Annotated in this window: 9 protein-coding genes; 3 read left to right on the top strand and 6 right to left on the bottom strand. The window is 42.1% G+C overall.

The window, feature by feature from the left end; all coding sequences use genetic code 11:
• Positions 1 to 7: 7 nt before the first annotated feature.
• The 4 genes from EP58_RS15925 to EP58_RS15910 form a co-directional block, all read right to left on the bottom strand.
• Positions 8 to 3,469 carry a toxin Cry1Ac domain D-VI-related protein gene (locus EP58_RS15925; protein ID WP_036094841.1) on the bottom strand — a complete coding sequence of 1,154 codons (3,462 nt, stop codon included), beginning with the start codon at positions 3,467 to 3,469 and terminating at the stop codon, positions 8 to 10.
• A gap of 31 nt (positions 3,470 to 3,500) precedes the next feature.
• Positions 3,501 to 6,398, bottom strand: a complete 2,898-nt coding sequence (locus EP58_RS15920; RefSeq protein ID WP_036094839.1) for an immunoglobulin-like domain-containing protein — start codon at positions 6,396 to 6,398, stop codon at positions 3,501 to 3,503.
• Between the two features lie 33 nt (positions 6,399 to 6,431).
• Complete coding sequence (locus EP58_RS15915; protein WP_052171483.1) at positions 6,432 to 10,079, bottom strand: immunoglobulin-like domain-containing protein; 3,648 nt, start codon at positions 10,077 to 10,079, stop codon at positions 6,432 to 6,434.
• Positions 10,080 to 10,227: 148 nt separating this feature from the next.
• Entirely contained in the window at positions 10,228 to 10,893 is a 666-nt protein-coding gene (locus EP58_RS15910; RefSeq protein WP_036094837.1) for a cyclic nucleotide-binding domain-containing protein, read from the bottom strand.
• A 397-nt stretch (positions 10,894 to 11,290) separates the two neighbouring features.
• Between EP58_RS15910 and EP58_RS15905 the strand changes: the two genes are divergently transcribed.
• From EP58_RS15905 to EP58_RS15895, 3 genes are all read left to right on the top strand, one after another.
• Complete coding sequence (locus EP58_RS15905; protein WP_052171482.1) at positions 11,291 to 12,136, top strand: YihY/virulence factor BrkB family protein; 846 nt, start codon at positions 11,291 to 11,293, stop codon at positions 12,134 to 12,136.
• Between the two features lie 62 nt (positions 12,137 to 12,198).
• A complete protein-coding gene (gene gloA, locus EP58_RS15900) occupies positions 12,199 to 12,579 on the top strand; it encodes a lactoylglutathione lyase (RefSeq protein ID WP_036094835.1) in 381 nt (126 codons plus the stop codon).
• Positions 12,580 to 12,652: 73 nt separating this feature from the next.
• The gene (locus EP58_RS15895) at positions 12,653 to 12,952 is read left to right on the top strand and encodes an MGMT family protein (RefSeq protein WP_036094960.1); all 300 of its coding nucleotides are present in this window, start codon (positions 12,653 to 12,655) and stop codon (positions 12,950 to 12,952) included.
• Here the strand turns inward: EP58_RS15895 and EP58_RS15890 are convergent.
• Both EP58_RS15890 and EP58_RS15885 read right to left on the bottom strand, forming a co-directional pair.
• A complete protein-coding gene (locus tag EP58_RS15890) occupies positions 12,949 to 13,440 on the bottom strand; it encodes a methylated-DNA--[protein]-cysteine S-methyltransferase (RefSeq protein ID WP_036094832.1) in 492 nt (163 codons plus the stop codon). The genes EP58_RS15895 and EP58_RS15890 overlap by 4 nt on opposite strands.
• Positions 13,440 to 14,021, bottom strand: a complete 582-nt coding sequence (locus tag EP58_RS15885) for a bifunctional transcriptional activator/DNA repair enzyme AdaA (protein ID WP_036094829.1) — start codon at positions 14,019 to 14,021, stop codon at positions 13,440 to 13,442. The genes EP58_RS15890 and EP58_RS15885 overlap by 1 nt, the downstream gene beginning before the upstream one ends.
• Positions 14,022 to 14,136 lie beyond the last annotated feature (115 nt).

The following is a 14,136-nucleotide window of genomic DNA, read 5'->3' as shown; positions in this document are numbered from 1 at the left end:
ATCTAAATTATTTCGTTGGTGCTTGAATTGTTACTTTTTTGCTGTCTAACAGTTTACCTGTTTTGTCGTAAACCGCAATCGTGACATTGTCGTCTGCTTTTTTGATTTTGTCTAGTGTGTAGAATTTGAATGTGCCATTGCTGATGCTGCCACCAGCGTATTCTGTGCCGTTTACCGTTACTTTGAGAGAAGCCACATCACCAGATACTGTTCCTGTTAGGCTTGTATCGCCTGGAATTGTCATCGTTGCTGGTGTGACTTTACCTTCTGTCGTAACCACATTGTTTTTGATTGTGACTGTTTTGGTGTCGAGTAATTTACCAACGCTATCGTAAGCGCGAACGACAATGATGTCTTTTGGTGATTTCGTTTTGTCAAAGGAGTAGAATCGGAATGTGCCGTTTGCCACTGTGCCACCTTTGTATAGTTGTGTCACGCCGGCTTCATTTGTGATGCTGACCTCAATGCGAGATACATCTCCAGTGTAAGTTCCGCTGATATAAGAATCGCCTGGAATTGTCATTGCTGTTGGAGATAGATTGCCTTCTGTTACCGCTGCGATGTTGACTTTCTCACGAGCAATTTCTCTACCGTTCTTGTCGTAAGCTACCATGTATAGTACTTGGTCTTTTTTGACACCTGGTCCGACATAAAACTTGAATGTGCCATTCGTTTTCGTCGCGTTTCCAGATTCTACGCCGTCTTTGCTCAGGGTAATACGGTCTACATCGCCAGAATAGCTACCAGTGATGGATGTTGTACCTAACACAAACTCATCTGGTTTCAGTGTTCCTTTCGTAGCGAATTGTGCTTTCGCTTTATTCAAGTCTTTTTGTAGTGCTGCTTTTTTCGCCGGGTCGGTTACTTGATTGACTAATGCTTGTGCTGCGTCAATCGCTGTCTGTGTCACTGCACTTGAGATGTTACTATTTGGATCTTTGTTCGTGAATAGGTTATTCACTGCTTCTCGTGCTTTATTTTCTGCTTCTACTTGTGTTGTTTTTACGTCCAATTGACTTTGCGCTTTGTTTAAATCGGCTTGCAAGATCGCTTTCTTCGCTGGATCAGTTACTTGGTTGATGAGCGCTTGGGCTGCATTAATATCGGCTTGCGTCATGTTGCTCGTGATGTTACCGTTTGGATTTTTATTCGTGAATAAGTTGTTCACTGCTTCTCGTGCTTTGTTTTCTGCCTCTGCTTGCGCTGTTTTAGCATCTAATTGGCTTTGTGCTTTGTTCAAATCAGCTTGTAGCGCCGCTTTCTTCGCGGAATCTGCCACTTTGTTGATCAATACTTGCACTGCGTCAATATTTGCTTGTGTTGTCTCACCTGCAATGTTGCCATTTGGATCTTTGTTTGCGAATAAGTTATTCACTGCTTCGCGCGCTTTATTTTCTGCTTCTGCTTGCGTTGTTTTAGCGTCTAATTGATTTTGCGCCTTATCCAAATCTGCTTGTAACGCCGCTTTCTTCGTTGGATCGGTTACTTTGTTGATTAACACTTGCGCTGCATCAATACCCGCTTGCGTCATCGTGCTCATGATATTGCCATTTGGATTTTTGTTTGTGAATAAGTCATTGACTGCCTCACGCGCTTTATTTTCGGCTTCTACTTGTGCTGTTTTGGCATCCATTTGGCTCTGCGCTTTGTTTAAATCAGCTTGTAGTTCAGCTTTCTTCGCGGGATCAGTTACTTTGTTGATTAACGCTTGCGCTGCATCAATATCCGCTTGTGTCATCGTACTTGTGATGTTTCCTTTTGGATTTTTGTTAGCGAATAAGTTGTTGACTGCTTCGCGTGCGTTGTTCTCTGCTTGTAATAATTGACTTTGTGCCTTATTCAAATCAGCTTGCAGTACCACCTTTTTCGCCGAATCCGTTACTTGGTCAATCAACGCTTGCGCTGCGTCAATGTCCGCTTGTGTCACCGTACTCGTGATATTACCATTTGGATCTTTGTTCGTGAATAAGCTGTTCACCGCTTCACTCGCCTTGTTTTCTGCTTCTACTTGTCTAGGATCTTTCACAAATGATCCACTTGCAATTTTGCCGGTATTTTGATTATTGTAAAATACTCTTGCCTCACTGCTATCTGACTGAAGATTGCCTTGCTTTTGATTCGCCTCATTACCAGTAACCTCAAAATACATATAAAGTGGACCAGCATAAATTCTGTTCGGGTCCTTAGACAAAACATTTCCTTTATTCCATGTCGCAAAGCCATTATCTGATTCAATATTAATTTTTGATGCTCCTGAAAACGATCCTAAAACACTACCCACAACATTCTGGATAGAAAAATTAGCGCCTTTATCAAATTTAGCTGTTTCAAGTATCGTGACTGCAGATTTAGCAGCATTCGCACTAACTTCCATTGTGGCGCCTTTCTCCACATTTAAAACACTCAATCTTAACGGGCTTGAAGTCGTTATTTTATTCTTATGACTGAATGTAAAATGACTATCTGTACCTAGTGTCAGTTTTCCATTCTCAACTCTTACTAGATTGTAATCTAGCGCTGCATCTGAATACATTTTCATTGTTCCAAGATTTGTAACGTCACTGTTATCCCCTGAAATATTCTCCTTTGGTCCATTGATATCAACCAAACCATTGTTTTCAAACTGAGACTTTTCAAGGAGCAAGCCCGCTCTTCCGCTATTCAATGCATTCCAAACACCAGTTTTAGATATCGTCAACTGAGCTTGAGTTAAGCGAATACCATTAATATCTTTCGCTGTCGTTGTTATTTGCCCGTCTATAATGCCTTTAGAACCTTTGTCCATTAGTAAGCTACTGCCTTTAGCATTGATATTCAATTTTGAGCTTTTCTCAACATTCAGCTCTTGTCCAGCTGCGATTGCGTATGTGTCAGCTCCTGTTGTTTCTATATTTACATTTGCATTTTCGCGAACTATAATTTTCCCAGCACCGATAGATCCAGGCGAGCCACTCCAAGTGAATGTGGACTTATCTGATATATCACCTTCTAAAATGAGTGTTGCATTCGATAATTTGAATAAACGAGCTCCTGAAGATGCTATGTTATAGAGTGTTACTGTCGCTTGTATCGTCTCACTAGATCCACTTATAAAACCATTTTTATGCGTGTTTACAACCATCATATTTTCTACTTTCACGGCTGTTCCTGCTGCGAAGATACTTAATGTTTTGTTATTAGCATTTATCATATATCCATTTCCATGAATCGTTTTACTCGCGCCATTAATGTTTGCATTAGCAGCCATAGTGATGTCCGCTTTTAAATTAATATCTGTAATATTGGCTGTTTCTAACGCTACTTTTAGTTCGTTCCATGTCTTGACATCGGTTGTTTGTGTATCCACAGCTGGCATAATCACTTCACTTGCCAATGTGTTAAATGGCACTGCTCCTAAGCTGGAAAATACAATGGTTCCTGCTGCCATTACTTTTAGCGCCTTGCTCATAGCATTTCTTTGTTTCTGCATAACTTATTCTCCTTTTCTGTCGTATCCTATATTATTTTGTTGGTGCTTGGATTGTTACTTTTTTGCTATCTAGTAGTTTGCCTAATTTGTCGTAAACGGCAATTGTGACATTATCGTCTGCTTTTTTGATTTTATCTAGGGTGTAGAATTTGAATGTGCCGTTGCTGATGCTGCCACCAGCGTATTCTGTGCCGTTTACCGTTACTCTGAGAGAAGCGACATCACCGGATACCGTTCCTGTTAGCGTTGTATCGCCTGGAATTGTCATGGTTGCTGGTGTAACTTTACCTTCTGTTGTGACCACATTGTTTTTGATCGTGACTGTTTTCGTGTCGAGTAATTTGCCAACGCTATCGTAAGCGCGAACGACAATGATGTCTTTTGGTGATTTTGTTTTGTCGAAAGAATAGAATCGGAATGTACCGTTTGCGACCGTGCCACCTTTGTATAGTTGTGTCACGCCGGCTTCGTTTGTGATGCTGACTTCAATTCGAGATACGTCTCCTGTGTAAGTTCCACTGATGTAAGAATCACCTGGGATTGTCATTGCCGTTGGAGATAGAGTTCCTTCTGTTACCTTCGCAATATTGACTTTTTCACGAGCGATTTCTCTGCCATTTTTGTCATAAGCAACCATGTATAGTACTTGGTCTTTTTTGATACCTGGTCCCACATAAAATCTGAAAGTACCGTTTGTTTTCGTTGCGTTTCCTGATTCTACACCGTCTTTGCTCAATGTAATACGCTCTACATCACCAGAATAGGTACCAGTTATAGTTGTTGTCCCTAATACAAAATCGTCTGGTTTCAGTGTTCCTTTTGTTGCAAATTGTGCTTTCGCTTTGTCCAAGTCTTTTTGTAGTGCTGCTTTTTTCGTTGTATCCGTTACTTGATTAACCAATGCTTGCGCTGCGTCAATCACCGCTTGTGTTACTGCATTCGTGATGTTGCCATTTGGGTCTTTGTTTGTGAATAAGTTATTCACTGCTTCACGTGCTTTGTTTTCTGCTTCTGCTTGCGTTGTTTTAGCGTCCAACTGACTTTGTGCTTTGTTTAAATCGGCTTGCAATGCTGCTTTTTTCGCTGGATCAGTTACTTTGTTGATGAGCGCTTGGGCTGCATTAATATCCGCTTGCGTCATAGTACTCGTGATGTTTCCGTTTGGATTTTTGTTAACGAATAGATTGTTGACTGCCTCGCGTGCTTTGTTTTCTGCCTCTGTTTGTGCTGTTTTAGCATCTAATTGGCTTTGCGCTTTATTCAAATCAGCTTGTAACGCCGCTTTCTTCGTTGGGTCTACTACTTTGTTGATTAAAGTTTGCGCTGCGTCAATGTTCGTTTGTGTTGTCGCACCTGTAATGTTGCCATTTGGATCTTTGTTTGTGAATAGGTTATTCACCGCTTCACGCGCTTTATTTTCTGCTTCTGTTTGCGTTGTTTTAGCGTCTAATTGATTTTGTGCCTTGTCCAAATCAGCTTGTAACGCCGCTTTCTTCGTTGGATCGGTTACTTTGTTGATTAAAACTTGCGCTGCATCAACATCTGCTTGCGTCATTTTGTTCGTGATGTTTCCGTTTGGATCTTTGCTGGTGAATAAGTTGTTGACTGCCTCGCGCGCTTTGTTTTCTGCCTCCACTTGTGCCGTTTTAGCATCTAATTGACTTTGTGCTTTGTTCAAATTGGCTTGTAGTCCAGCTTTTTCCGTCGGGTCTACCACTTTGTTCACTAAAACTTGTGCCGCATCAATATCTGCTTGTGTCACTGTATTCGTAATCGTACCGTTTGGATCTTTGTTGATGAATAAATTATTCACAGCTTTACTAGCTTCATCAAAAAGGCCTCCTTCGTTCGATGCCAACGCTTTTTCCTTGGATTCATACACATCAGTTACTTGAACATCGCTATACGCTGTTTGGCCTGGCGTTTTCCATTTTAATGAAGAAGCACCTGGTCCCTTTTCGTTAGCAACCGTTTGCTCAATCTTGATAGTCGTTCCTTTTTCCAGATAAAGGTCCCCTGTTTCAGCAAGATTAGGATATCTCAAATTCTTAATGACTTCTCTACCGTCAATCGCTAGCGTATAAATATCATCACCGCCGCCATTAAAGCGATAATTCCCAGTTTCAGAAATATAAATATAGCCTGTTTTCTTCACGGTATAATAGTCTGTTCCCAATCCAGGATATGGTTCAAATGTCCCGTAATGCTTTGTAAAGCTCTCATGCTCAACCGTTTGGCCTTTAAAAATAGTTGTTGTAGTACCATCATAATATTCTGTCATCACACCATGCTTCTTCATCTCAGCCGATGCCAGTTCTGCTTGTTCTCTTGTTGGGTACGTATTAGATAGAGGAACCTCTTTCCAATTATTATCTGGATTCTCCGTTGTTAGATTCGGCATGCCCCAACTCAATAACGTATACGCAACACCAGCATCTTGTTCTACGGTCTGTGAAATTTCAACAATATCGCCTCCATGAAGATACCCCATACTTTTCCAATTTGACGCATTATAAGCTCCTGTTACCAACTGTAGCTCTCCATTGATACTGACGGAGGTTCTGTCATCCCCTTGGGTTTTTAAGTTATACTGACCAGATACTGGGATTACGACATAACCAGTTTTCTTAATAGAATAATTTGTGTTCCCTAATCCAGGAAATGGTTCACTCGTGCCAAAACTTTCACTAAATGCTTTTTCGACATACGCCGATCCAATTAGATTAGCTTGCCATGGACTTCTGTTAATAATTTTTGTGTACTCTGCCTTCACACCATTTTGGATAGTAACTTTCTCATTTTCCGCTTGCGTCGCCGTTACATCAGCGGCAAACGTATTAAATGGAATAGCTCCTAAACTAGAAAATACAATAGTACCTGCTGCCATCACTTTTAATGCTTGACTCATAACCCTTTTTTGCTTCTGCATTGATATCATTCTCCTTTTCTGTCGTGTTCTATTTTATTTCGTTGGTGCTTGGATCGTTACTTTTTTGCTGTCTAACAGTTTGCCTGTTTTGTCGTAAACCGCAATCGTGACATTGTCATCTGCTTTTTTGATTTTGTCTAGTGTGTAGAATTTGAATGTGCCATTATTGATACTGCCACCAGCATATTCTGTGCCGTTTACCGTTACTTTAAGAGAAGCTACATCACCAGATACCGTTCCTGTTAGCGTTGTATCGCCTGGAATCGTCATGGTTGCTGGTGTTACTTTACCTTCTGTTGTGACCACATTGTTTTTGATCGTGACTGTTTTTGTGTCGAGTAATTTACCAACGCTATCGTAAGCACGAACGACAATGATGTCTTTTGGTGATTTGGTTTTGTCGAAAGAGTAGAACTTGAAGGTACCGTTTGCTACTGTGCCGCCTTTGTATAGTTGTGTCACGCCAGCTTCGTTTGTGATGCTGACTTCAATTCGAGATACGTCTCCTGTGTAAGTTCCACTGATGTAAGAGTCGCCTGGAATTGTCATCGCAGTGGGCGAAAGATTGCCTTCCGTTACTGCCGCGATATTGACTTTCTCACGAGCAATTTCTCTGCCGTTTTTGTCGTAAGCTACCATGTATAGAGATTGTTCTTTTTTGATGCCTGGTCCGACATAGAACTTGAATGTGCCGTTTGTTTTCGTCGCGTTTCCTGATTCCACACCGTCTTTGCTCAGGGTAATACGATCTATATCGCCGGAATAACTACCAGTGATGGATGTTGTCCCTAATACAAAATCGTCTGGTTTCAGTGTTCCTTTTGTCGCAAATTGTGCTTTCGCTTTGTCCAAGTCTTTTTGTAGTGCCGCTTTTTTCGTTGGATCGGTTACTTGATTAACCAATGCTTGCGCTGCGTCAATCACCGCTTGTGTTACTGCATTCGTGATGTTGCCATTTGGGTCTTTGTTTGTGAATAAGTTATTCACTGCTTCACGTGCTTTGTTTTCTGCTTCTGCTTGCGTTGTTTTAGCGTCCAACTGACTTTGTGCTTTGTTTAAATCGGCTTGGAGTTCTGCTTTTTTCGTTGGGTCTGTTACTTTGTTTACTAAGTTTTGTGCTGCGTCGATTGTGGCTTGGTTTGTAGTCGATTTGATATCCGTTTTTGTTGCGTCTGTGAATAATGCATCGACGGCCGCTCTAGCTGCATCTTGATCAGCATTACCATTTCGTATGACTGTTGTTTTTGCACTTGACGTTTTGCCATCTTTTGTTGCTGTTGCTGTTACGACTGTTCCTTCTGCTTGTTTCGCAATCGTCAAACTGTAAATACCATCTGATCCCACACGTCCTGTTGCCAGTTGCTTACCATCTTGATCTTTCATTGTGATTGTTGCGTTTGGTTCAGCTGTTCCTGAAGCAGAGACAGAATCCGTTGTAAGGGAATTAATGGTCGTTTGATCAATACCATCACGTACCACAATAGTTGATGCTGTTGATGTGAATCCTGCTAACGAAGCTGTTATCGAGATAACCATTCCTTCTGGTTGTTTTGCAATAGTGAGGCTGTATATGCCATCTGATCCGACACGACCTGTTGCCAATTGTTTGCCATCTCGATCTTTCACTGTGATTGTTGCATTCGGTTCAGCTGTTCCTGAAACAGACACTGATTCTGTCGTCACGTCGTTAACTGTTGTCGCATCAATTTCACCGCGAACGACTGTTGTTTGTGCTGCCGAAGTTTTGCCGTTTGATGCTGCTGTGACTGTCACAACTGTTCCTGCGGCTTGCTTTGGAATTGTAATACTGTATTTACCATCAGATCCTATTTTTCCAGATCCAAGTACATCTCCAGCACTATTTTTAATTTCAACAGATGCATTTGCTTCCGCTGTTCCTTCTACTACCGTTGATTTTGTTGTTATCGCTGAGATAGTTGTTTGTTCCAGCTCACCTTGTGTAACGGTCTTTGTTGCTGTAGAAGTGGCAGTTCCTTTTGTTGCTGTTGCTGTTACTCTTGTGCCAACATCTTGGTGTGAGATTGTAATGCTATAGTTTCCGTCTGATCCTACTTTTCCAGAACCAATGACTTCACCATTTGCTTTGATTTCAATGTCTGCATTTGGTTCTGCTGTGCCTGTTGCTTTTACTGAATCTGTTGTTAGAGGTGCAATGGTTGTTTGTGCAATAGCAGCTTGTTTGACTGTTGTTGTTGCCGAAGAGGTAATACCATCAGAATCGGCTGTTGCTGTTACGACAGTTCCCCCGGCCTGTTTAGCAATGGTAACATCGTAGAAACCGTCTGATCCTACTCTACCAGAAGCTAGTGTCGTTCCCGCTGCGTCCTTAATAACGATTTTTGCGTTTGGCTCTGCTAAACCGACTACGTGCGTTGAATCTGTCGTAAGTTCCTCAATTTTTGTTTGAGCCATATTCGTTAAGGTATAGCTACCACCTAGTAGTTTCGCTGTTGTTTTACTTACAAATTGTGTTTGAAATTGCGCACTGTTTGACATTAAGTTCTTTTGACTTAAGTTACCTTTATCCCAACCAGACAAATCAAGTGTTGCCATTTTAAAGTCATTGTAGCTATGCGTTGGCTTGTCATTGTAGATAAAAGCGGAATCCCAGGTGGTTAGCCCTTTATCGGAATTAATTTTAATGTTAGTGGAAGCGCCAGCATAGTTCGCAAAAACAGATCCTGTAGCATTCGTATTTGTAATGGCAAAATTTGAACCGTTCTCAAATACTAATGATTTACCCGTTTGAACTGTTCCTTGTACACCTTTGGAAGTCGCAACGAAATCCGCTCCTGATTGAACAGTTAAGCTACCATTCGTAATAGAAATACCTTCCTCCACCGCATCACCTGCATCAGCCTTGAATTTAGCGCCTGTTTTAACGACCATATTCCCGCCAGTTGCATAAATGGCTTGCTTCGTTGCTGATTTCAGCTCCATATTTCCTGCAACAGAAATTTGTGCATTATTATTAGCCACATAAAGCGTATATGACTTCGAATCGACTTTCATATTAGAGTCTGCTTCTTGGGTTAAATTCCCAATCACATAAAGTGCTATTCCATTAGAATCAACGGAAGAGAAATCGACGTTTGCGCCCTCTTTGATTATCAAGTTCGTTCCTTGGATAGTTTTTCCGTAATCAGAAGTTGCTTTAATATTTCCCTCTAAAATGGCCGTACCTCTCGCATTGTACACAAATTGTCTACCGCTAGAAGTGACATTTTTATAAGTGACTTGCACGCCAGCAAATTCTGACCAGAATAACGGGTAAATATCTTGGTTAGTTATAGTTAGATCCTCTATGCGGTTAATGGAATCAACTTTTGCAACACCGATTCTATTCAGACCCATATCGATGGAATGTCCGTTACCATATAGATTTTTTTGTGTTGTGAAGTTAAAACTTGACGTTAGTTTAATGTCTGCTGTTAGTTTAATGTCTGTTATCGTTGTGCTTAACAAGGCTGCTCTTAGTTCTGCAGATGTTGCTACCTCCGTTGCATTAGCAGGAGCAGCTGTAAGTGCGGCTACATTTTTAAGTGCTTCTTCACTTGCAAATACGTTAGCAGGTATTGTAGTTAGCAGCGAGCTTCCAACTAATACAGTTGCTAAAGCGATTTTCCCACTTTTTTTTATGATATTATTTTTCGTTAACATTATAATTAATGTCCTCCCCTGATTTTAATTATTATTGTTGCGCAACTACTTTTTAAACTGAATTCAAAAGCGTTCACTTGAATCCATCAGTAGTATTCCCATGTAGTTCTCCATGTCAGATTTAAGTTTTTTCATGGGCGGGATTAACTTATAAACCCGAATCATCAGAATCATATACTAAAATAGATTGTCCTCGATCAACAATAATTTTCCCGTCTAACTCTAGCTCACTCACTACTTTTTTGGCTGTATGCGGTGATATTTGGCAACATTTAGAAAGTAATAAATAATTCACCATTTTAGGTATGTGATATCCCGTATCGCCCTTTTTAGACAGCAGTTTAATCATATCGATGACCCGTTCCTGCGTACTTTGGGTCAACATATGCGCATACCGATAAAAATGAAACTCTTGGCGCTTCAAAATATCGATAAGCAAATCCGGGAAAAATGGCTGCTGAGAAAGTTCCTGAAGTACCGTTTTCGCGTCGTAAACTGCCAATTCTACAGAACCAAGCGCAACGTATTCATACTCATCATTGTGAAAAACATTATGAAAAATAAAATCATTCTCCATCCAAATAGCATTCACGGTTTGTTTTTTTTGACCCGCATTGTTGATTTGTTGCAATAGCTTCCCTTTTACTATATGAATTAATTTACCGGAATCCGACAAAACAAGATGTTGATGATTATCGAGAATCTTATTTTGGTAAAGCTCAGAATCTCTTCTGTTTATATTTGACAAGTCTAGTAACGGTAACAGCAAGTTAGGTTCCCTAAGTAACAAACTGTGCACAGCAAGAAAATCCATAGGACGCCTCCCTTTTATTTGAACTACTTACTTAGCATAAAGTATAATTTTTTGACGTTATACACTTAAAAAATCGTAATTTGCATATAGGAAAGTCACCAGATATCTATTTTTAATTTGTAATTTTGTAAATCATCATCAAAACGACTGCTATTAAAGCATTTATTTTATGTCATTTTTATGTCTAAACCGTCATTTTTATAGGATATTTTTAAAAATAAGTATAAAAAAACACAAAATATCAGTAACAAATGTTACTAGGTGGCTTTTCACTCATGCGATTCATCTTTGTTTTATTTATAGGCTCAGGGGTATTGTGACTATGCAGAGAATTATGCTACAACCAAAATAATTAATTAAATGTCAGAAATCCATTTCACGAAAGGATGTAACACACATGCCACTAAAAAACCAAACAAAAGCCAAACTAAAACAAGTAGGAGAACTCGCCAAAACAAACTGGAAAAGCGCCCGAATCACCTCCCACGCCGCCCAGCTCACCTTTTACATATTACTATCCATTCTCCCAATGATGCTCGTATTCGGCAATCTGATACCACTCCTGCCAATTCCAAAAGAGGAGGTCTACACCACACTCCAAACATTCATGCCACCAGAAGTATACGATATCCTGCACCCCGTCATCGAAAGCATGCTCACCAATGCAAGCAGCACCGCCATCTCACTCGGTCTAATCACTGCAATTTGGTCCGCTTCGAAATGTTTCAGCGCCCTACAAGAAGTGCTAAACATCGTCTACCAGGCCCCCGACCGCAAAAATTTCATCGTGACCCGCATCATGTCTTTCCTTATGATGCTACTTATTATCGTGATTCTCGGCGCTGTCGTCTTTATCTTCGCATTTGGCGAACAAATCGTGACTTTCCTACAAGACCAATTCGACCTGAAGCTTGATGCCCTCGCCGATTTAGGCGCCGCAAAATGGTTCATCACGCCAATTTTTCTATTCATCTTGTTCCTCATCATTTACTGGCTCGTTCCAAACGTCAAATGGAAAATCAGAAAAAGCGTCATCGGTGCCCTATTCGCCACAATCGGCTGGCTCGCTGCAACCGAACTACTTTCCGCGTACGTCAGTTTTCAAGGCGATAAAATTCTCGGTTTCGGCAGCCTCAGCATCATGATCGTCATCATGCTCTGGCTCTACTTCGTCTCGATTATCCTACTACTCGGCGCATTTATAAACGTCATCATCGACTCCTACAAACAACAAAATTTGTAATCAATGCCCGAATATACTACAATGAAAACGAGAGAAAATCGCTATTTAGGAGGAATTTTATCATGAGTATTAAAATGCTACATACGTGTATTCGCGTCAAGGACTTAGACAAATCGCTAGCTTTCTACACCGAAGCATTTGGCCTGAAAGAAACACGTCGCAAAGACTTCCCAGACCACAAATTCACACTCGTCTACCTTGCATTTGAAGAAGGCGGATTCGAATTGGAACTGACTTACAACTACGACGCAGAAGCCTACGATCTTGGAAACGGCTACGGACACCTCGCAGTTGGCGTCGATGATCTATCTGCAACACACGAAAAATTCGAAAAAGCCGGCTACAGCATCACCGACTTAAAAGGCCTACCAGGAACAAAACCATCGTATTTCTTCGTGATGGATCCAGACGGCTACAAAACCGAAGTTATCCAAAATCGCTAATTAGCACGCAAAAAAAAGAGAGCAGCTTCCATCATTGCTCTCTTTTACTACATATAATAGGAGGAAACTCATGATGCAACACGACGAATTTCAGCAAGACATCTATAATCTCGTCCGCCAAATCCCACGCGGAAAAGTCACAACATACGGTCAAATCGCGTACATGCTCGGTCGCCCTAAAAATTCGCGTCTTGTCGGCCAAGCCATGCGCCTAACGCCAAGTGACGCCAGCATCCCGAGCCACCGCGTCGTCAACTCCCAAGGCCGCCTCGTTCCAGGCTGGTCCGCCCAATACGACCTACTAAAAGCAGAAGGCATCCCCTTCACGCCAAATGGTAACGTCCGCTTGAAAAACTGTTTTTGGCAAGGCTAGGCCTCTAATCGCAACAACCGTTCCTTCATCGCGACACCACCACGGTACCCCGTTATTTTTCCATTTTTCCCAATCACGCGATGACACGGAACCACCATCAAAACTGGATTCGCCCCAATCGCCGTCCCAACTGCCCGCACCGCTTGTGGTTTCCCAATCTCACTTGCAATCTCCGAATACGTCCTCGTCTCCCCATAAGGAATCGCGACTAGCGCCTGCCAAACTGCCTCCTGAAAAGGCGTCCCCGCAATATCCAGCGGCAAATCAAAATCCCGTCGCGCCCCCGTCAAGTACGCCGCAATCCCGTCCGCATAAGGCTTCACCCGCATCTCATCCACCGTCAAATCCACGCGAACCCGCTCGCCCCACTTTTCCAACTCAGCTATATCTGCCCCATCCGAGCCAACAAACGCCAATCCACGCTCGCTGACCCCAATATAAAACGCCATCCCGGCCACCTGCAACCGATCATAAAAAATCCGCGTCATCACACATGCAACTCCTTCCAATTTTTCCGATACCCACTCGGCGTCACGCCCCGCGTCCGCTTAAACAACGTCGCAAACTGCGCCGCATTCGGCATCCCAACCGCAGCACCAATCTCCATCACCCGCATCTCCGTCGTCTCCAGCAACACACACGCCTCCCGAATCCGCACCTCATGCACAAAATCGAGCGGTGTCATCCCCGTCTGCGCCTTAAAAACCCGATGCAGATGATACGCACTGCCATGACACCCATCCGCAATCCTCGAAAGCGTCAAATGCTCCCGATAATGCTCACCAATATAAGCCTCAATCTGCGCCACCCAATCTTCATCCGGCAACCTCACGCCACCTGACTTGCACCGCTTACAAGGCCTGAACCCCGCATCCATAGCATCCTCCGCACACAAAAACACCCGCACATTCTCAAGCTTCGGCGTCCTCGACTTACACGAAGGCCGACAAAAAATCCGCGTCGTACTCACCGCATAAAAAAACTGCCCGTCATACCCCGCATCATTTTCACAAATCGCACGCCACTGCTCCACCGTCACCAATTCCGCCAGCCCCTTCCACTTATCCATACCCCATTATACCGCGTTCCCCCTGAAAAAATAACCCACTAAAAAAATAAAAGCAAGATTTGAAAAACTCATGTATCTCTAAAAAAGACCATCCCATCATGGTAACTTTTTCTTT

Origin of the sequence: Paenilisteria newyorkensis, from assembly GCF_000766145.1 — a bacterium.
GTDB classification, from domain to species: domain Bacteria; phylum Bacillota; class Bacilli; order Lactobacillales; family Listeriaceae; genus Listeria_A; species Listeria_A newyorkensis.
This window is presented reverse-complemented; position numbering and strand designations above follow the sequence as displayed.